The sequence below is a fragment of the Pseudomonas sp. TMW22089 genome (assembly GCF_022496645.1).
Taxonomy (GTDB): domain Bacteria; phylum Pseudomonadota; class Gammaproteobacteria; order Pseudomonadales; family Pseudomonadaceae; genus Aquipseudomonas; species Aquipseudomonas paraversuta.
This window is the reverse complement of record NZ_SCFG01000012.1, coordinates 17,752-35,103: the sequence shown is the minus strand read 5'-3', so window position 1 is coordinate 35,103 and position 17,352 is coordinate 17,752. Positions and strand designations below refer to the sequence as shown.

General features: G+C 58.7%; 12 protein-coding genes. 8 read left to right on the top strand and 4 right to left on the bottom strand.

Features of this window, described 5'->3' with window-relative positions; all coding sequences use genetic code 11:
• Positions 1 to 16 precede the first annotated feature (16 nt).
• Positions 17 to 457 carry an NUDIX domain-containing protein gene (locus tag EQV90_RS13350; protein WP_010655650.1) on the bottom strand — a complete coding sequence of 147 codons (441 nt, stop codon included), beginning with the start codon at positions 455 to 457 and terminating at the stop codon, positions 17 to 19.
• 270 nt (positions 458 to 727) lie between these two features.
• Between EQV90_RS13350 and EQV90_RS13345 the strand changes: the two genes are divergently transcribed.
• The 3 genes from EQV90_RS13345 to EQV90_RS13335 all read left to right on the top strand — a co-directional run bounded on the left by EQV90_RS13345 (position 728) and on the right by EQV90_RS13335 (position 3,908).
• Positions 728 to 2,347 (top strand): FMN-binding glutamate synthase family protein, encoded by a 1,620-nt coding sequence (locus tag EQV90_RS13345; protein ID WP_003443257.1) that lies wholly within the window; start codon positions 728 to 730, stop codon positions 2,345 to 2,347.
• 15 nt (positions 2,348 to 2,362) lie between these two features.
• Positions 2,363 to 2,647, top strand: coding sequence for a putative quinol monooxygenase (locus EQV90_RS13340; protein WP_010655648.1), 285 nt, complete (start codon positions 2,363 to 2,365; stop codon positions 2,645 to 2,647).
• Between the two features lie 151 nt (positions 2,648 to 2,798).
• Positions 2,799 to 3,908 carry an OpgC domain-containing protein gene (locus tag EQV90_RS13335; protein WP_003443261.1) on the top strand — a complete coding sequence of 370 codons (1,110 nt, stop codon included), beginning with the start codon at positions 2,799 to 2,801 and terminating at the stop codon, positions 3,906 to 3,908.
• A gap of 394 nt (positions 3,909 to 4,302) precedes the next feature.
• On the opposite strand, the gene EQV90_RS13330 is transcribed toward EQV90_RS13335, so the two are convergent.
• Entirely contained in the window at positions 4,303 to 5,718 is a 1,416-nt protein-coding gene (locus EQV90_RS13330; RefSeq protein WP_003443263.1) for an amino acid permease, read from the bottom strand.
• A gap of 369 nt (positions 5,719 to 6,087) precedes the next feature.
• Here EQV90_RS13330 and EQV90_RS13325 point away from each other — a divergent pair, with 369 nt between their 5' ends.
• The 3 genes from EQV90_RS13325 (at position 6,088) to EQV90_RS13315 (ending at position 10,759) form a co-directional block, all read left to right on the top strand.
• The gene (locus EQV90_RS13325; protein WP_240878212.1) at positions 6,088 to 9,192 is read left to right on the top strand and encodes a transglycosylase domain-containing protein; all 3,105 of its coding nucleotides are present in this window, start codon (positions 6,088 to 6,090) and stop codon (positions 9,190 to 9,192) included.
• A gap of 218 nt (positions 9,193 to 9,410) precedes the next feature.
• Positions 9,411 to 9,980, top strand: a complete 570-nt coding sequence (locus EQV90_RS13320) for a PadR family transcriptional regulator (protein WP_003443267.1) — start codon at positions 9,411 to 9,413, stop codon at positions 9,978 to 9,980.
• Positions 9,977 to 10,759 carry a siderophore-interacting protein gene (locus EQV90_RS13315; RefSeq protein ID WP_240878210.1) on the top strand — a complete coding sequence of 261 codons (783 nt, stop codon included), beginning with the start codon at positions 9,977 to 9,979 and terminating at the stop codon, positions 10,757 to 10,759. Before EQV90_RS13320 ends, EQV90_RS13315 begins: the two co-directional genes overlap by 4 nt.
• A 50-nt stretch (positions 10,760 to 10,809) precedes the next feature.
• Here EQV90_RS13315 and EQV90_RS13310 read toward each other — a convergent pair whose 3' ends face one another.
• The gene (locus EQV90_RS13310; protein ID WP_240878235.1) at positions 10,810 to 11,463 is read right to left on the bottom strand and encodes a Pr6Pr family membrane protein; all 654 of its coding nucleotides are present in this window, start codon (positions 11,461 to 11,463) and stop codon (positions 10,810 to 10,812) included.
• A 22-nt stretch (positions 11,464 to 11,485) separates the two neighbouring features.
• The gene (locus tag EQV90_RS13305) at positions 11,486 to 11,716 is read right to left on the bottom strand and encodes a VF530 family protein (RefSeq protein ID WP_003443274.1); all 231 of its coding nucleotides are present in this window, start codon (positions 11,714 to 11,716) and stop codon (positions 11,486 to 11,488) included.
• Between the two features lie 221 nt (positions 11,717 to 11,937).
• Between EQV90_RS13305 and EQV90_RS13300 the strand changes: the two genes are divergently transcribed.
• The gene (locus tag EQV90_RS13300; RefSeq protein WP_240878208.1) at positions 11,938 to 13,980 is read left to right on the top strand and encodes a TonB-dependent receptor; all 2,043 of its coding nucleotides are present in this window, start codon (positions 11,938 to 11,940) and stop codon (positions 13,978 to 13,980) included.
• A 1,900-nt stretch (positions 13,981 to 15,880) separates the two neighbouring features.
• Positions 15,881 to 17,263: a carbohydrate porin gene (locus EQV90_RS13295; protein WP_240878207.1), complete on the top strand. Its 1,383-nt coding sequence runs from the start codon at positions 15,881 to 15,883 to the stop codon at positions 17,261 to 17,263.
• The last annotated feature ends 89 nt before the right edge of the window (positions 17,264 to 17,352 follow it).

Below are 17,352 nucleotides of genomic sequence, written 5' to 3'. Positions count from 1 at the left end.
CTTGTCAGAAAAGGAATCAGGCTGAGGTCAGCATGGTGTCGCGATAAAACGGCAGGATCAGGTCTCGGGTCAAGGGAGCCAATATCAGCCCGCCATCACCCTGCGGATCGATCCACTGCACTTCTTCAATCTCGGCGGCGGGCGCCACTGACTGCTGGATATGCAGCAGAAACAGCTCGGCCTGCACTTCAAATCCCGGCTCATTGACCGCCGGTGCCGAAAAGTGGCCCAGGTAGGTGGCATTGGCCGGATCAATCTTTAATGCCAGCTCTTCTTCCAGTTCACGGGCCAGGGCAGTGATCGGCTGCTCGTGGGGTTCGATCTTGCCACCCGGCTGCATAAACGCCAGGGTGCCGCGCTTGCGCACCAGCAGGGTTCGGCCATCGGGACCGATCAGCAGAGCAGCAGCAATACGGATGATGTCAGGGGTTGCGGTGCAGCGTTCAGAAGACGTCACAAGAATCGGCCAGCAGCGTAGAAAGAGCGCGAAGGATCACATGGCTTGGCGCCCATGCAAAGACACAGATGCCGCGCATAACCGAACCCTCTGTATGGACATTTGCCGTCTTTAAGACACTAAGCCCTGTTCAATGGGTAAGATGCCTTGTCAGCAAACCTCCAGTCCAGAGAGGGAGCCGACTGCTACAGCTATATCGCCGGGGGTTTACCGCCCCGTTTTTTCTGTTCGACGCCCGCCTGAACAGACAAGCCTGAAACAGGAAACCCTATGAGCCTGTCACTGCTAAGCCGCTATGCGTTTTTTGCCTTCTGCGTGATTTTCACTCTCGCCAGCCTGCCATTTATGCACTACGAGTGGTTATGGCCATTCACCACCGTGACCCTTATCTTGAGCGTGCTGGGGATTTTCGACCTGCTGCAAAGCCCCCACGCGGTGCGCCGTAACTATCCGATCCTGGGCAATATCCGCTATCTGGTGGAGGCTATCCGCCCGGAGATCCGCCAGTACCTGCTGGAGTCCGACAGCGACGCACTGCCCTTCTCGCGGGCGCAACGCTCCCTGGTCTATTCCCGCGCCAAGAACGAAAGCGCCGACAAACCTTTTGGCACCCTGGTTGACGTGTACCAGCCCGGCTTCGAATTTATCGGCCACTCCATGCGCCCGGCACCGCTCACCGACCCCGCCAGCTTCCGCATCATCATCGGTGGCCCGCAATGCACCCAGCCGTACTCGGCCTCCATCTTCAATATTTCGGCGATGAGTTTTGGCTCGCTGAGTGCCAATGCCATTCGCGCGCTGAACCAGGGCGCCAAGCTCGGTAACTTTGCCCACGATACCGGCGAAGGCAGCATCAGTTCCTACCACCGTGAAAATGGCGGTGACCTGACCTGGGAACTGGGCAGCGGCTACTTCGGCTGCCGTACCTCTGACGGTCGATTCGATCCCGAGCGCTTTGCCGAACAGGCCCGCACCCCGCAAGTACGGATGATCGAAATCAAAATGAGCCAGGGTGCCAAACCGGGCCATGGCGGTATTCTGCCCAAGCACAAGGTCACCCCGGAAATTGCCGAAACCCGCGGCGTACCCATGGGCGAAGATTGCATCTCGCCTTCGCGCCACAGTGCATTTTCAACACCACTGGAACTGATGCAATTCATCGCCCAGTTACGTGAGCTATCCGGCGGCAAGCCTGTTGGCTTCAAGTTCTGCCTGGGCCATCCGTGGGAGTTCATGGGGATTGCCAAGGCCATGCTTGAAACCGGCATCCTCCCCGACTTTATCGTCATCGATGGCAAGGAAGGCGGTACCGGCGCCGCCCCGGTGGAGTTCACCGACCACATCGGCGCGCCGATGCGCGAAGGCTTGCTGTTCGTCCACAACACCTTGGTGGGCTTGAACCTGCGGGACAAAATCAAGCTGGGAGCCAGCGGCAAGATTGTCAGCGCCTTCGACATTGCCAGCGTGCTGGCCATTGGCGCCGACTGGGCCAACTCGGCCCGGGGCTTCATGTTTGCCGTCGGCTGCATTCAGTCGCAATCGTGCCACACCAACAAATGCCCGACCGGCGTCGCCACTCAAGACCCTCTGCGCCAGCGTGCGCTGGTGGTACCGGACAAGGCGCAGCGGGTGTTGCAGTTCCACACCAACACCCTCAAGGCACTGGCCGAAATGCTCGCGGCAGCAGGCCTGGAACACCCGGCACAACTCTCGGCCAAACACCTGGTGCGCCGTGTCTCGGCCACCGAAATCAAACTGTTCTCGCAACTGCACGTGTTCCTCAAACCCGGCGAGTTGCTGACCGGCGAGATCAATGGCGAGTTCTATTCGCGCATGTGGCAAATGGCCCGGGCCGACAGCTTTGAACCCAATGAAATTGCCGCAGCCTGACCAGGACTGATCAACATGTTGAAAGTGATTGCCGAAGACTTCATCAAGCACGAACACCTTGAAACTGTGCGCCCGTGGTACGCCGAGCTGGTGGAAAAAACCCGCCTGGAGCCTGACTGCATCGCTTACGACTTGTATGTGGATCACCAGGATCCGGGGCATTTTATTTTTGTCGAGCAATGGCCCGATCAGGCCGCTCTGGATGCTCACTGCCAAAGTGAGCATTTCAGGCGGTTGGTGCCGCAGATCAATGCATGCCAGTCGCAGGAATGCAGGTTTATGTTCATGAATGCCTTTTGACGACACCAACCTGTGGCCCTTGAGATATTCTGCAATATCCAACCTTTGCAATTAGCTACCAATACCCGCACCCTGCGCGCCGCCGATGTACGGCGCGCATCATCTGTTACGCGCGCCGGTCTTAATTCAACCTTTCGTTTGAGTACTCACCGTGACGATTAACGGACGCGACCACCGCATCGATTTCTTTCGCGGGCTGGCGCTGATCTTTATCTTCTGGGATCACATCCCGCACAACCCGTTGGCCGAACTGACCGTGCGTAATTTCGGCCTCAGTGATGCTGCAGAAATCTTTGTCTTCCTGGCCGGTTATGCCGCGGTACTGGCCTACGGAAAAATCGCACAGCGTGACGGCCTGCTGATCGCCGGAGTAAAAATCCTGCGCCGCGCCTGGGTGCTGTATGTGGTGCATATTTTCTTGCTCGCGGTGCTGATGGGCATCGTGTTCTTTGCCAACAGCCATGTAGAGACCCGGGATCTGGTGCAAGAGATGGGCTTGCAGTACTTCCTGAGCAACCCGCAACAGGCACTGACCGACGAGCTGCTCCTGCGTTTCAAACCCAACCTGATGGACCCGCTGCCGCTGTATATCGTGCTGTTGCTGGGCTTGCCGCTGGTGCTGCCGATGTTGCTGCGCAAAGCCCGATACGTGTTGGCCGTGTCGTTCGCGCTGTACTTGCTGGCACCGGTGTGGAACTTCGCGGCCCAGGAAGGCGGCGTGTGGTTCTTTAACCCGATGGCCTGGCAATTCCTGTTCATTCTGGGGGGCGCGGCTGCGCTTCACGGGCAACAAGGCAAGGCGCCTGAAACTCGAGCGTTGTCGCATCAACCCCTGTTTATGACGGCCGTGGTGTACCTGTTGCTCACAGGTCTGCTGGCGTTGTCATGGAAGTGGCCTCAGTTGCACGACGCGGTCATGCCGCCATGGCTGGGGGAATACCTGTACCCGATCAGCAAGACCAATCTCTCGCCGGTTCGCTTGCTGCACTTTCTGGCGCTGGCTTACGTGGTTGCCAGGTTGGTGCCCCACAGTGGCTGGCTGAACAACTGGTTCGCCCGGCAAACCTGCCGCATGGGTCGCTACTCTCTGGAAGTGTTTTGTCTGGGGGTGATTCTGGCGCCGCTGGCCGACATGCTGAATGCACTGGGGGGGGACGTCATGGTGATGCAGATTTTCAGCGCCCTGATGGGCGTGGGGATCATGGCCGTGCTGGCCGCATGGCTGGACTGGAACAAGCGCCTGGCCCGACCTGCCAAGTAAGCAGCACTGTAGGAGCTGGCTTGCCAGGTAAACAGCACTGTGGGAGCTGGCTTGCCAGGTAAGCAGCACTGTGAGAGCTGGCTTGCCAGGTAAGCAGCACTGTAGGAGCTGGCTTGGCAGATAAGCAGCACTGTAGGAGCTGGCTTGGCAGATAAGCAGCACTGTGGGAGCTGGCTTGGCAGATAAGCAGCACTGTGGGAGCTGGCTTGGCAGATAAGCAGCACTGTGGGAGCTGGCTTGGCAGATAAGCAGCACTGTGGGAGCTGGCTTGCCAGGTAAGCAGCACTGTGGGAGCTGGCTTGCCAGCGATGCAATCACTTCGGTTTAACGGATTGACCGAGGTGATTGCAGCGCGAGCAAGCTCGCTACTGCAGAATGAGCGGTGCAGGGGGAGTTAACTACGGACCGCTGGCGATGTTGTCTGGGTCGGCTGCAGCTTGAACACGTAGAACAGCACCGTCAGCAGAATCAGGAACGCCGGGCCCACGAACAGGGCGATCCGGGTTTCCTCGAAGTAGGCCATCAGCCCTACAACCATCAGCAAGAATCCCAAAGCGGCGTATGAACTGTAAGGGTACAGCCACATGCGGTACTTCAGGCCGGCGGCTTCTTCAGGGCTCAGACTTTTACGGAAGCGCAGTTGAGCCAGCAGGATCATCAGCCAGGTCCAGATCGCACCAAAGGTCGCAATCGCAGTCACCCACACGAACACTTGTCCGGGCGCCAGGTAGTTAAGCAATACGCCCATCAGCAACACCGCAATCGACAACAGCAATGCCTGACGCGGCACACCATTTTTCGAGGTGGTGCCGAAGTTGGCCGGGGCCTGACCGTTTTGCGCGAGGCTGTAGAGCATGCGGCCCGTGCTGAAAATACCGCCGTTGCACGATGACAGTGCTGCCGTAATCACCACGAAGTTGATGATGCCTGCCGCTGTCTTGATACCCAGACGCTCGAAGGTCATCACAAACGGGCTGCCCGAGGTGCCGATTTCGTTCCACGGGTAGATCGACAGAATCACAAACAGCGCGCCGACGTAGAACAGCAAAATGCGCCAGAACACCGAACCGATCGCGCTCGGGATAGTCTTTTGCGGGTTCTTGGCTTCACCGGCAGTCAGGCCGATCATTTCCACACCAAGGTAGGCGAACATCACCATTTGCAGGGACATCAGCACGCCCTGGATGCCATTGGGCAAGAAGCCGCCATGGGTCCAGAGATTGGAAATACCCAACGCTACGCCATTGTTGCCAAAGCCGAACGCGATAATGCCGATGCCGCCGATCACCATCGCAATGATGGTGACGATCTTGATCAGAGCAAACCAGAATTCAAACTCGCCGAAGGCTTTGACTGCAATCAGGTTGATCGAGCCCATGCTGATCAGCGCAGCCAGCGCCCAGATCCAGCGCGGGACATCGGGAAACCAGACACCCATGTACACCGCCACCGCGGTGATTTCGGCAACGCAGGTCACCAGCCACAGGAACCAGTAGTTCCAGCCGGTCAGAAATCCGGCCAATGGCCCCAGGTAATCCTGGGCGTAGCGACTGAACGAGCCGGCTACCGGGTTGTGCACGGCCATTTCGCCGAGTGCGCGCATGATCACCAGAATGGCCAGGCCACCGATGATGTAAGACAGCATGATGGCCGGGCCGGCCATTTCAATTGCTTTGGCCGAGCCCAGAAACAGGCCGACACCGATGCAGGCGCCAAGGGCCATCAGGCGAATGTGGCGTTCGCCCAGCTCGCGCTTGAGCGGACCGCCTTGTGCGGTTTCACCGTGGGGCTGGTGGTTGCCGACTGGCATAAAAGTACAACCTCGTATTGTTTTTGGATGTGCATCAACTGAGCGCTCGACCAAACCGGGTGAGTGACCTGGCTTGCCTCTTGATCGGCCCTGACCTTGTAGGTCGATGGACCAAAAGGGAAATGCCCTGTTGAGATCGGCGGCGAGTATTGCATAGGGCTGGTGCACAGTCATGCCCCGTTCCAAGACCTGTTTTGCTGCTTGAAGGCTCTAGTCCTGCACTTTAGGACTAATACCACTTAACACTTGGGTAACGGCCAGGGTCGCAAAATTCTGTTCACTTCCACGGCACAAATCTTTTCGCCTGCTTGCGTCAGCGTCTACGCTTCATTCAAGCGCAGCCAATATGCGCATCTGGATCTGCAAACTATGGGCGTACTGTGGCATTCCAATTCCAATAAAACCGCAGAGCCATCAACGACAATGGCGGAACCTGTGCCCCAACCAGAAAAGGGCAAATCGGGGCGCTATGGCTGGGGTTTATTCTGGCTCCTGGTGTTAATCACACTGATCGTCTGCGGGTTTGCCATTGCCAACGAAGTGCGCACTTCAAAACTCCAGGCCCGGGAGTTCAGCCGTTTTGCTGCGTCCCTGAGCTACTCGATGCATGCAGGTCCCACAGACTCGATCCGCTATCCCGGAACAGGCCCTTTCGACCAGCGCCTGGGCTACAGCGCCCTGGGTGATTTCCTGCCGCGTCTGTTAAAGCGTGACTACATAATCGCTGAGCAAACCCGCTTCTCCCCTGAGCTCCTCAGCTACAGCGAGAAAGGATTTTTCGTGCCCTACTCCGAAAAAATCCAGGCCGGGCTGTCTATCACCGACTGTGCCGGCAGCCCCCTGTACCAGTACGATTACCCGCAGCATCTGTACTCCAGCTTTGCGAGTATTCCGCCACTGATGGTTCACAGCCTGCTGTTTATTGAAAACCGCGACCTGCTGGACCCAAAACTGCCAATGGCCAACCCTGCGGTCGACTGGCCGCGTTTCGCCATGGCGGCATACTCTCAAGTGGCCAAACTGTTGCACTTGCCCGGCCAGTCGGCAGGGGGCAGCACCCTGGCCACACAACTCGAAAAATACCGACACTCTCCGGATGGTTTGACGTTGTCCGGTGGCGAAAAGCTGCGGCAAATGATTTCAGCCAGCGTGCGGGCTTACCAGGGTGGTCCGCAAACACTGGAAGCACGGCAGAAAGTGGTACGCGACTACCTCAACAGCGTGCCGCTTTCCGCGGTACCCGGCCACGGCGAAGTGCATGGCATGGCTGAGGGTCTGCGCGTGTGGTACGGCGCCGACTTCAATCAGGTCAATCAACAGTTGAGCAGCCCCGCTACTGACCCAAAAAGCCTGGCAGATAAAGGCCTGGCGCTGCGCGAGGTGCTGTCGCTGATGATTGCCCAGCGTCGCCCGTCACATTATTTGACCAAGGGCCGCGATGAACTGGCGCAACTGACCGACAGCCACATACGATTGCTTGCGCAGAGCAATGTGATCGATCCCGCACTGACAACCGCCGCCCTGGCCAGCCGCGTGACCTACCGCGACTGGCAACAGGCGCCGACGATTCAACCCGTCGAAACCAACAAGGGCATCAGCCTCGCCCGCAGTCGGCTATCGGTCCTGCTCAAGCGCCCGCTCTATGATCTCGATCGCCTTGACCTGTCAGCCACCAGCACCTTGCAGGGTGATTTGCAGCAGCAGGCCAGTGACTACCTGCGCAAACTGGCTGACCCCGTGTTTGCCGGCAAGCTGGGGCTGTTGGGCCCGAGCTTGCTGACGCCAACCAGTACCGCGCAAGTGCGTTACAGCTTCACTCTGTTTGAACTCACCCCCGATGGCGCGCGCGCGCGGGTGCAGACCGACAGCACCGACCAACCCTTTGATATCAATGAAGGCAGCAAGCTGGAGCTGGGTTCTACCGCCAAACTGCGGGTCATGACCACCTACCTGCAAATCATTTCCGAGCTGCATGAGCGTTATGCCAGCCAGTCGAGCGCCGACCTGAAAAAAATCCAGATTACCGATCAAGACCCTCTGACTCGCTGGGCCCTGGCATACATGATCCAGAACCCCGGCGCCAGCCTCGCCAAAATGCTCGATGCGGCTCTGGATCGGCAGTATTCAGCCAACCCCGGGGAAGGTTTCTTTACCGGGGGCGGCATGCATCACTTCCACAACTTCCGCAATCAGGACAACAACCGCAGCCCCTCCCTGCGGGACGCGATACGGGAATCGATCAACCTGCCGTTCGTGCGCCTTATGCGCGATGTGGTGCGCTACACCTCTTACCAGGCACCCAGCAACAATGCCGAATTGCTTCGCGATGACCAGAACCCGCGCCGGCAGGAATACCTGAGCCGCTTCGCCGACCGCGAAGGTACGACCTACATGCTCAAGTTCTGGAAAAAATACAAAGGCAAGGATTCCAAGGCGCGCCTGGAGACCTTTCTCGACAGCATGCACCCCACCGCCATTCGCATGTCCGCGGTGCACCGCTATCTGTTCCCCCATGCTGAGCAGGCCACGTTCAACAGGTTCGTACGTTCGCACCTCAGCAGCGACAAGATCACCGACGAACGTCTGGCCAGGCTTTACCAAAGCTATGGCCCCGGCACCTACGACCTGCCGGACCAGGGCTACATTGCCAAAGTCCATCCACTGGATCTGTGGCTGCTGGGCTATCTGCTGAACAATCCCCAGGCCACCTTCCAGCAAGCAATAGCCGCCAGTGAATTCGAGCGTCAGGAAGTCTACAGCTGGCTGTTTAAAAGCAAGCACAGAAGCGCCCGGGACAGCCGGATTCGCACCATGCTGGAAATCGAAGCCTTCCTTGATATTCACCAGCGCTGGCAACAGGTGGGCTACCCGTTCGACCATCTGGTACCGTCCCTCGCCACAGCGCTGGGCAGTTCCGGTGACCGTCCGGCAGCGCTCTCGGAGCTGATGGGGATCATCCTTAACGATGGCGTCCGTTTGCCGGTGTTGCGCATTGATACCCTGCATTTCGCCGCAGATACGCCGTACGAAACCCGCCTGGTAAACGATCCCGACAAAGGGGTCCGGGTGATGCCCAGCGAAGTTGCCAGCGCACTGCGCGATGCCCTGTCCCAAGTGGTGGATGCAGGTACGGCGCGACGCGTATCGGGCAGTTTCAAACTGGACAATGGCACCCCGCTGGCCATGGGCGGCAAAACCGGTACCGGTGACAACCGGATCGAAAGCATGGGGGCTGGCGGACGAATCCTCAGTTCCAAATCAATCAACCGCACCGCCACTTTCGTGTTTTACATCGGCGATCATCATTTCGGCACCTTGACCGCCTTCGTACCCGGGCGCTCGGCCGAAGCCTTCAAGTTCACCTCGGCATTGCCGGTGCAAGTGCTCAAGGGCATGGCGCCCATTCTCACGCCTTACCTGCAACCCGGCACCCACACCCTGTGCCAGATCCCGAAACCCGCACAAACCCTCTGACCCCCTCTTCTCCTGTAGGAGCGAGCTTGCTCGCGAGCTCTTCTGCAAGATCGCGCAAGGCTCGCGAGCAAGCTCGCTCCTGCAGTTCATCATCAATTCGTAGCCGGCTCGCCACCGGGACGCGAGTGTTGAGAATCATTACCGTTCGTCTACTGCACTTGCGCTCTTCTTAAGATATATCTTAAGTTGTATCTAACTTGCAGAGAGGACTAAGAAAAATGAGAGAACATCATCCCCATCACCGCGACCATGGCGCGGGCCCGGACAGTTTCGAGAAACGCTCAGGCCGCGAACGCGGTGGCCGCGGCCCACGGGTATTTGCACCTGGCGATTTGAAATTGCTGCTGCTGGCCCTGATTGCTGAACAGCCTTGCCACGGCTACGACCTGATCCGCCAGATCGAAACCATGTTCGACGGCGCCTATAGCCCCAGCCCCGGTGTGATCTACCCGACCCTGACCTTCCTTGAAGAAAGCGAAATGATCCAGGGCGATGCTGAGGGCGGGAAAAAACGCTATTGCGTGACCGACCTGGGTCGCCAGTCCCTGACGGATCAGGCCATTGCCCTGGATGGCGTGCGTATGCGCATCGAGGTCAGCAAGCGCTCACTGCGCGGCCATGATCGTCCGGCAGAAATCCACGAAGCGGTGCACAACCTGCGCCACGCCCTGCAAATGCATCACGGTCGCTGGAGCCCGGCAGAAATTGTGCGGGTCCGCGATTTGCTCAACAACACTGCCAAAGCCATAGTCGACGGCCCTGTTACTGCACAGGAGGATGCTCAATGAATACCGCTGATACCCAGACCATTCACCGGGTCACCCACGAAATCAAACGTCGTAAACTTGAAGTGCTGCGGGTGGTCGACCTGACCCCGCGCATGCGCCGCATCACCCTGGGCGGCCCTGAGCTCACAGGCTTTATCAGCCTGGGCAGCGACGACCACGTCAAACTGTTTTTCCCGCAGACCGCCGAGGAACTGGCGACCCTGGAAAATCTGGAATTGAGTGCAGGCATGAAGAGCAAGACCATGCCACCGATGCGCGACTACACCCCGCGTCGCTATGACCTGGACACACTTGAGCTGGACATCGATTTTGTTTTGCACGGTGACGGCCCGGCAGCCACCTGGGCGGCTCAGGCCAGCCCGGGGCAATCGTTGTATATCGGTGGTCCGCGGGGCTCGATGGTAGTACCGGACATGTTCGACAGCTACTTGCTGATCGGCGACGAAACCGCGTTGCCAGCAATTGCCAGGCGCCTGGAAGAACTGCCCGCCAATCGTCGCGCCCTGGTGGTGGTCGAGGTGGAGAACGCCGCTGAAGAGCAGACTTTGAACAGCGCAGCCTCAGTGGAAGTGATCTGGGTTCACCGCGACGGCTCAAACAACTTGCTGGAGATCGTCGAAGGACTGAGCGTTCCACAAGGCAAGCTCTATGCCTGGGTCGCTACCGAAACGGCGTTGTCGCGCAAAGTGCGCAGAGTGTTGCTGGATAGCCACGGGCTGGATGAAGAATTCGTCAAGGCTGCAGGTTACTGGCGGCTGGACAGCAGTTCAGAAGAATAGCCCTGCCTGACCTGCAGGAGCGAGCGCTTCCAGGCACAATCAGCTCGCTCCTACAACAACAGGGTTGTTCGGCCGCGCCAGCGATCCAGCCCCACGACAACCAGCGCCACCAGCACAAACCCCGCCAGAATCCCGCAGGCATTTACGAACACCTGTGCATAACCAAGGGTTTCAACGTCAACAAACGGATACGGGTACGTACCCAGCAAGTCGCCGCGCAACAGGATGTAGGCGAAATACAGCGCAGGGTACAAAACCCATAGCCCGATATGGCTCAGGCGCAGCGACCCTTTGGGTACGCAGAACCACCAGTACACCGTGAACAGCACCGGCATTATGTCGTGCAGCACTTCATTGGCCAGCCATTGCAGGCCCTGCGGTTGCCAGAGCTGGCGCAGCAGCAGGCTATACGCCACACCCACCACGATAATGCTCACGGCAATGCCGCTGCTGACCCAGGGCTGCAGGAAAAACCCCTTGCCTGTGGCATTTCGCGTGCCAGCGGCAAAGGTCAACACTGTCGCGGCCAGGGTGTTGCTGAGGATGGTGAAAAAACTGAAGTAGGCCACCAGCCCCCCCACCAGACTCGCTCCCGATGTCCAGCGCGCAAACAGCACCAGATCAAGCTGAATGGCCAGCCCGGTCCATCCCAGTATCGCCACCAGTCTGCATAGCATGCGCTGCCGGGCTTCGCTCAATCCCATCGCGGTTGCGTTCATGGGTCTGTCAAAGTTCGCGTTTGGTACGGGCGTATTTCACATACAGCTTTTCGACCTTTTCCCGCGCCCAGGGCGTTTTACGCAAGAAGGTCAGACTCGACTTGATGCTCGGGTCGCTCTTGAAGCAGCGAATATCAATGCGCTCGGCCAGCCCTTCCCACTCGTAATGCGCCACCAGCGCAGTGAGGATCTGTTCCAGCGTCACGCCGTGCAATGGGTTGTTGTTGGGTTCAGTCATGCCGAGCCTTTTAAGCAATAGAGGAAAGTCGCGCACCTTAGCCGAGCACCTGCTCAGGGGGAAGAGCATTCGCTATGCAGCCAGTCTAGCGGTGACCTGACGGCCAAATGAAAGTTCCGCTTGTCGACCATTAAAGCAATGTTATATTGTAACTATAGCTTGCCACTCAAAGAGCGCTCAGCGCCCCCTGTCCTCCCCTGCCCCTTGCCAAGGAACCTGCAATGTCCGCCCCTGCTTTCCCACGTAACCTGCGACGCCTGCGCCTGCGCCTGACGCCGCTGGCCACCGCACTGCTCATCGCCTCCCCGGCCTATGCCCTCGAACTGCAACCCCAAGTGATTACCGGCAATCCTCTGGGCAGCAGCCAGCTGGCCTCGCCGACCACGGTGCTGGAGGGCGACGACCTGACCCTGCAACAGCAAGGCAGCCTGGGGGAAACCCTGAACAAACAGCCCGGCGTGTCTTCGTCCTACTTCGGCCCGGGCGCCAGCCGACCAATCATTCGCGGACTGGATGGCGACCGGATCCGCATCCTGCGCAATGGTGTCGGCGCGCTGGATGCCTCGTCGCTGTCATACGACCACGCGGTGCCACTGGACCCGGTCAATGTTGAGCGGATCGAAATCGTCCGTGGCCCGGCGGCTCTGCTCTATGGCGGCAATGCCATCGGCGGCGTGGTCAACACCTTCGACAACCGCATCCCGACTGAAGCCATCGACGGAATTCATGGCGCCGGTGAACTGCGTTATGGCGGCGCCGCAACCACCCGCAGCAGTGCAGGCAAACTGGAAGCTGGCGATGGCACTTTCGCCTTGCACCTGGATGCCAACGCCCGCGAGTTCAATGACCTGAAAATCCCGGGCGAGGCCCGCAGCCGGCACGCCCCGCAAAGTGACGACGACGATAGTAAAAGGGGCCGCCTGGGTAACAGTAACGGCCGTCAGGATGGCGGTGCCTTGGGCGGTTCCTACACCTGGGATGACGGTTACGCCGGGTTGTCCTACAGCACTTACGACGCCAATTACGGCTCGCCTGCAGAGCAGGACGTACGCATCCGCATGAAGCAGGACCATTACGCTTTCGCCTCGGAAATACGCAACCTGCAAGGGCCGTTCAGCGCCCTGAAACTGAATGCCGGGTACACCGATTACGAGCATCGCGAAATCGAAGGGGGGGAAGTGGGTACCACCTTCAAGAACAAGGGCTACGAAGCCCGGGTCGAAGCCCGTCACCTGCCGCTCGGGCCGTTGAACGGGGTGATCGGCGCGCAGGTCAATCGCAACGAATTCTCGGCGCTGGGCGAGGAAGCTTTCGTGCCGCAGACCGACACCAACAGCGGCGCGCTGTTTATTCTCGAAGAACTGCAGGCCACTGACAGGCTGAAACTCAGCCTCGGCGGGCGCCTGGAACATACCGTGGTGGACCCGGACGCCAAGGGTAACGAGCGTTTTTCTGCCGCTGACAGTTCCAAAAGCTTCACCGCCGCCAGCCTGTCGTCAGGCGCCGTGTTTACCCTCACCCCCATCTGGTCGCTGGCCGCCACCCTCGGCTACACCGAACGCGCACCGACCTTCTACGAGCTTTACGCCAACGGTGCCCACGTTGCCACCGGCACCTATGAGGTGGGCAACGCCAGTCTGTCCAAAGAAAAAGCCGTGTCCAGCGACCTGGCCCTGCGCTTTGACAACGGCACCCACAAAGGCAGCTTCGGCGTGTTTTACAGCCACTTCTCCAATTACATCGGCCTGCTGGGTACAGGTCGCACCCTGAACGACGAAGGTCAGCCCGATGCGGACGGCATACCGGAGTACACCTACTCCGGAGTACGGGCTCGTTTCACAGGTTTCGAAGCCAAGGATCATTGGACGCTTGGGGAAAGTGCCTACGGCAAGTTCGCACTTGAACTGTCGGGTGACTACACCCGCGCCACCAACCTCGACACCGGTGAAGCCTTGCCACGAATCGCCCCGCTGCGCCTGAGCAGTGGCCTGCTGTGGGAGCTGGATCGCTGGCAGGCACGGATCGATGTCGAACATGCCAGCAATCAGGGGCGAGTTCCGGCCAATGAGTCCGGTACCGACGGCTACACCACCCTGGGCGCCAGTGCCGGCTATCACTTTGATGTGGGCAGCAGCCAATGGTTGGCGTTCGTCAAAGGCGACAACCTGACCAACCAGACAGTGCGTTATGCCAGCTCGATTTTGCGTGATATTGCCCCTGCTCCGGGGCGAGGGATAGAGGTCGGCCTGCGTACCACCTTCTAGCGCTCTCGCCTCTGTACCCAATCTTGTGGGAGCCGGCTTGCCGGCGATGGCTGTACTAGGGTCGCCTGCATCGCTGGCAAGCCAGCTCCCACCATTCAAACATGAGGCAAAAAGCCCCAGGGCCGAGCGGGCGCAGCGCACTGATACCGAAAATGATCCATGCCACTTAATGCCCAATCTCCTGTGGGAGCCGGCTTGCCGGCGATGGCTGTACTAGGGTCACCTGCATCGCTGGCAAGCCAGCTCCCACCATTCAAACATGAGGCAAAAAGCCCCTGGGCCGAACGGGCGCAGCGTACTGATACCGAAAATGATCCATGCCACTTAATGCCCAATCTCCTGTGGGAGCCGGCTTGCCGGCGATGGCTCTACTGCGCTTGTGCAGTGAAACAGGGTCACCTGCATCGCTGGCAAGCCAGCTCCCACCACTCAAACATGAGGCAAAAAGCCCCTGGGCCGAGCGGGCGCAGCGCACTGATACCGAAAATGATCCATGCCACATAGTGCCCAATCTCCTGTGGGAGCCGGCTTGCCGCCGATGACTGTACTGCGCTTGCGCAGGAAAACAGCGTCGCCTGCATCGCTGGCAAGCCAGCTCCCACCATTCAAACATGAGGCAAAAAGCCCCTGGGCCGAGCGGGCGCAGCGCACTGTTACCGAAAATGACCCATGCCACTTAATGCCCAATCCTGTGGGAGCCGGCTTGCCGGCGATGGCTGCACCGCGCTTGTGCAGGAAAACAGCGTCGCCTGCATCGCTGGCAAGCCAGCTCCCACCATTCAAACATGAGGCAAAAAGCCCTCGGACCGAGCGGGCGCAGCGCACTGATACCGAAAATGATCCATGCCACTCAATGCCCAATATCCTGTGGGAGCCGGCTTGCCGGCGATGGCTGCACCGCGCTTGCGCAGGGAAACAGCGTCGCTTGCATCGCTGGCAAACCAGCTCCCACATTCAAACATGAGGCAAAAAGCCCCTGGGCCGAACGGGCGCAGCGCACTGATACCGAAAATGATCCATGCCACTCAATGCCCAATCTCCTGTGGGAGCCGGCTTGCCGGCGATGGCTGCACTGCGCTTGCGCAGGGAAACAGCGTCGCCTGCATCGCTGGCAAGCCAGCTCCCACCATTCAAACATGAGGCAAAAAGCCCCTGGGCCGAGCGGGCGCAGCGCACTGATACCGAAAATGATCCATGCCAGTTAATGCCCAATCTCCTGTGGGAGCCGGCTTGCCGGCGATGGCTCTACAGCGCTTGCGCAGGAAAACAGCGTCGCCTGCATCGCTGCCAAGCCAGCTCCCACCATTCAAACATGAGGCAAAAAGCCTCTGGCGCGAAAGGGAGAAGCGCACTGATAGCGAAAATGATCCATGCCACTTAGTGCCCAATCTCCTGTGGGAGCCGGCTTGCCGGCGATGGCTGCACTGCGCTTGTGCAGGGAAACAGCGTCGCCTGCATCGCTGGCAAGCCAGCTCCCACATTCAAACATGAAGCAAAAAGCCTCTGGGCCGAACGATTGCAGCGCACTGTTACTGAATCAGAAATGATCCATGTCACCAGTGCCCAAGCCAGCTCCCACCCTTAAATATCCATTTGCGCCCCGCCCGGGGCCTTATTATTTCGACGCTTCTCAATAAAAATCTGGTCCGCATATACCGCTATCCGCCTCAAACATGAGGCAAAAAGCCTCTGGGACGAACGGTCGCAGCACACTGTTACCGAATCAGAAATGATCCATGTCACTTAAAGTGCTGTTTCTAAACGTTTCGGGGCTTTATCATTTCCCCATCGAAGGCTGAATCGATTCACTCTGCCTTCAAATCTCCAAGTGCTAATCCTGCCTCCAAAGACAGCGCTACCCACTGCCATAGCCGTATTTATAAAGACCTACATCTCGACCATGTCTACATTTCAGATTTTGCGCAAACCCGGCGCACGACGCCCTATTGCCGGGCAAAAGGCCCTGAGCCTGCTCGGTTCCCTGGCTGTTTTGGGCCTTGCCTCCAGCGTGCAGGCGGCCCCGGCTTTCGACAGCGACTCCAAATGGATGCTCGGCGACTGGGGCGGCACGCGAAGCGAGCTTGAAAAACAGGGCTATGCGTTCTCCCTGGACTATGTCGGCGAAGTGGGTTCGAACCTGCATGGCGGCTATGACCATGACCGCACTGCGCGCTACAGCGATCAGTTCGGCCTGGGCACGCATCTGGACTTGCAGAAGATTCTGGGCTGGAACGACGCTGAATTTCAGCTGACCATTACCCAGCGCAGCGGTAACAACATCAGTAATGACCGGATCAACGATCCGCGTGTGGGCGGCTTCACTTCGGCCCAGGAAGTCTGGGGCCGTGGCCAGACCACCCGCCTGACGCAGATGTGGTACCAGCAGAAATTTTTCGATCAGAAACTCGACATCAAGGTCGGTCGTTTCGGTCAAGGCGAAGACTTCAACACCTTCCCCTGCGACTTCCAGAACCTGGCTTTCTGCGGCTCCCAGGTCGGCAACTGGGCCGGCAGCATCTGGTACAACTGGCCGGTCAGCCAGTGGGCGCTGCGGGTCAAATACCACCTGACGCCCGAGTTGTATGCACAGGTCGGCGCCTATGAGCAGAACCCTTCGAACCTGGATCGCGGCAATGGCTTCAAGCTCAGCGGCAGCGGTACACAAGGCGCGGTGCTGCCGATCGAACTGGTGTGGACGCCAAAAATTAATGGCCTGCCAGGGGAATATCGGGCGGGTTACTACTACAGTAATGCCAAGGCAACAAATGTTTACAAAGATGTAAATGGCCAACCGGCCGCGTTAACCGGCGAAGCATATCGCAGCAGTTCAAGCAAAAACGGGATGTGGCTGGGCGTGCAACAACAGCTCACTTCCCGCGCCAGCGACCAGTCAAGGGGGTTGAGTGTTTTTGCCAATGCCACCGCTCACGACAAGAAAACCAACGCCGTGGACAACTATGTTCAGGCAGGTCTCATCTACAAAGGCGTGTTCGATGCACGCCCCAAAGACGACATCGGTTTCGCCATGGCCAGGGTGCATGTCAACCCGGCCTACCGCAAAAATGCCCAGGCCACCAATCAGGCCCGCGCCCTCTACGATTTCGATAACCCGGCCTACCTGCCGCCCCAGGATACCGAGTACAGCGCCGAGCTTTATTACGGCGTGCATGTCACCAATTGGCTGACCGTTCGACCGAACCTGCAGTACATCCGCCACCCCGGCGGCGTCAGCAAGGTAGATGACGCCCTGATCGGCGGTTTGAAAATTCAAAGCTCGTTCTGAGGAACGAGCTGCAAGTCCCGTGTTTGAAACGAGCAACAAAGAACCTATTTCGATGAATCATCCCCGCCTCGAATCGTCCTTCAAAGGCA

What these genes read in the sequence shown, in the direction of transcription:
- EQV90_RS13345 (WP_003443257.1), top strand. Translation starts at nt 728, where the DNA reads ATGAGCCTGTCACTGCTAAGCCGCTATGCGTTTTTTGCCTTCTGCGTG.
- EQV90_RS13340 (WP_010655648.1), top strand. Translation starts at nt 2,363, where the DNA reads ATGTTGAAAGTGATTGCCGAAGACTTCATCAAGCACGAACACCTTGAA.
- EQV90_RS13330 (WP_003443263.1), bottom strand. Translation starts at nt 5,718, where the DNA reads ATGCCAGTCGGCAACCACCAGCCCCACGGTGAAACCGCACAAGGCGGT.
- EQV90_RS13325 (WP_240878212.1), top strand. Translation starts at nt 6,088, where the DNA reads ATGGGCGTACTGTGGCATTCCAATTCCAATAAAACCGCAGAGCCATCA.
- EQV90_RS13320 (WP_003443267.1), top strand. Translation starts at nt 9,411, where the DNA reads ATGAGAGAACATCATCCCCATCACCGCGACCATGGCGCGGGCCCGGAC.
- EQV90_RS13315 (WP_240878210.1), top strand. Translation starts at nt 9,977, where the DNA reads ATGAATACCGCTGATACCCAGACCATTCACCGGGTCACCCACGAAATC.
- EQV90_RS13310 (WP_240878235.1), bottom strand. Translation starts at nt 11,463, where the DNA reads ATGGGATTGAGCGAAGCCCGGCAGCGCATGCTATGCAGACTGGTGGCG.
- EQV90_RS13305 (WP_003443274.1), bottom strand. Translation starts at nt 11,716, where the DNA reads ATGACTGAACCCAACAACAACCCATTGCACGGCGTGACGCTGGAACAG.
- EQV90_RS13300 (WP_240878208.1), top strand. Translation starts at nt 11,938, where the DNA reads ATGTCCGCCCCTGCTTTCCCACGTAACCTGCGACGCCTGCGCCTGCGC.
- EQV90_RS13295 (WP_240878207.1), top strand. Translation starts at nt 15,881, where the DNA reads ATGTCTACATTTCAGATTTTGCGCAAACCCGGCGCACGACGCCCTATT.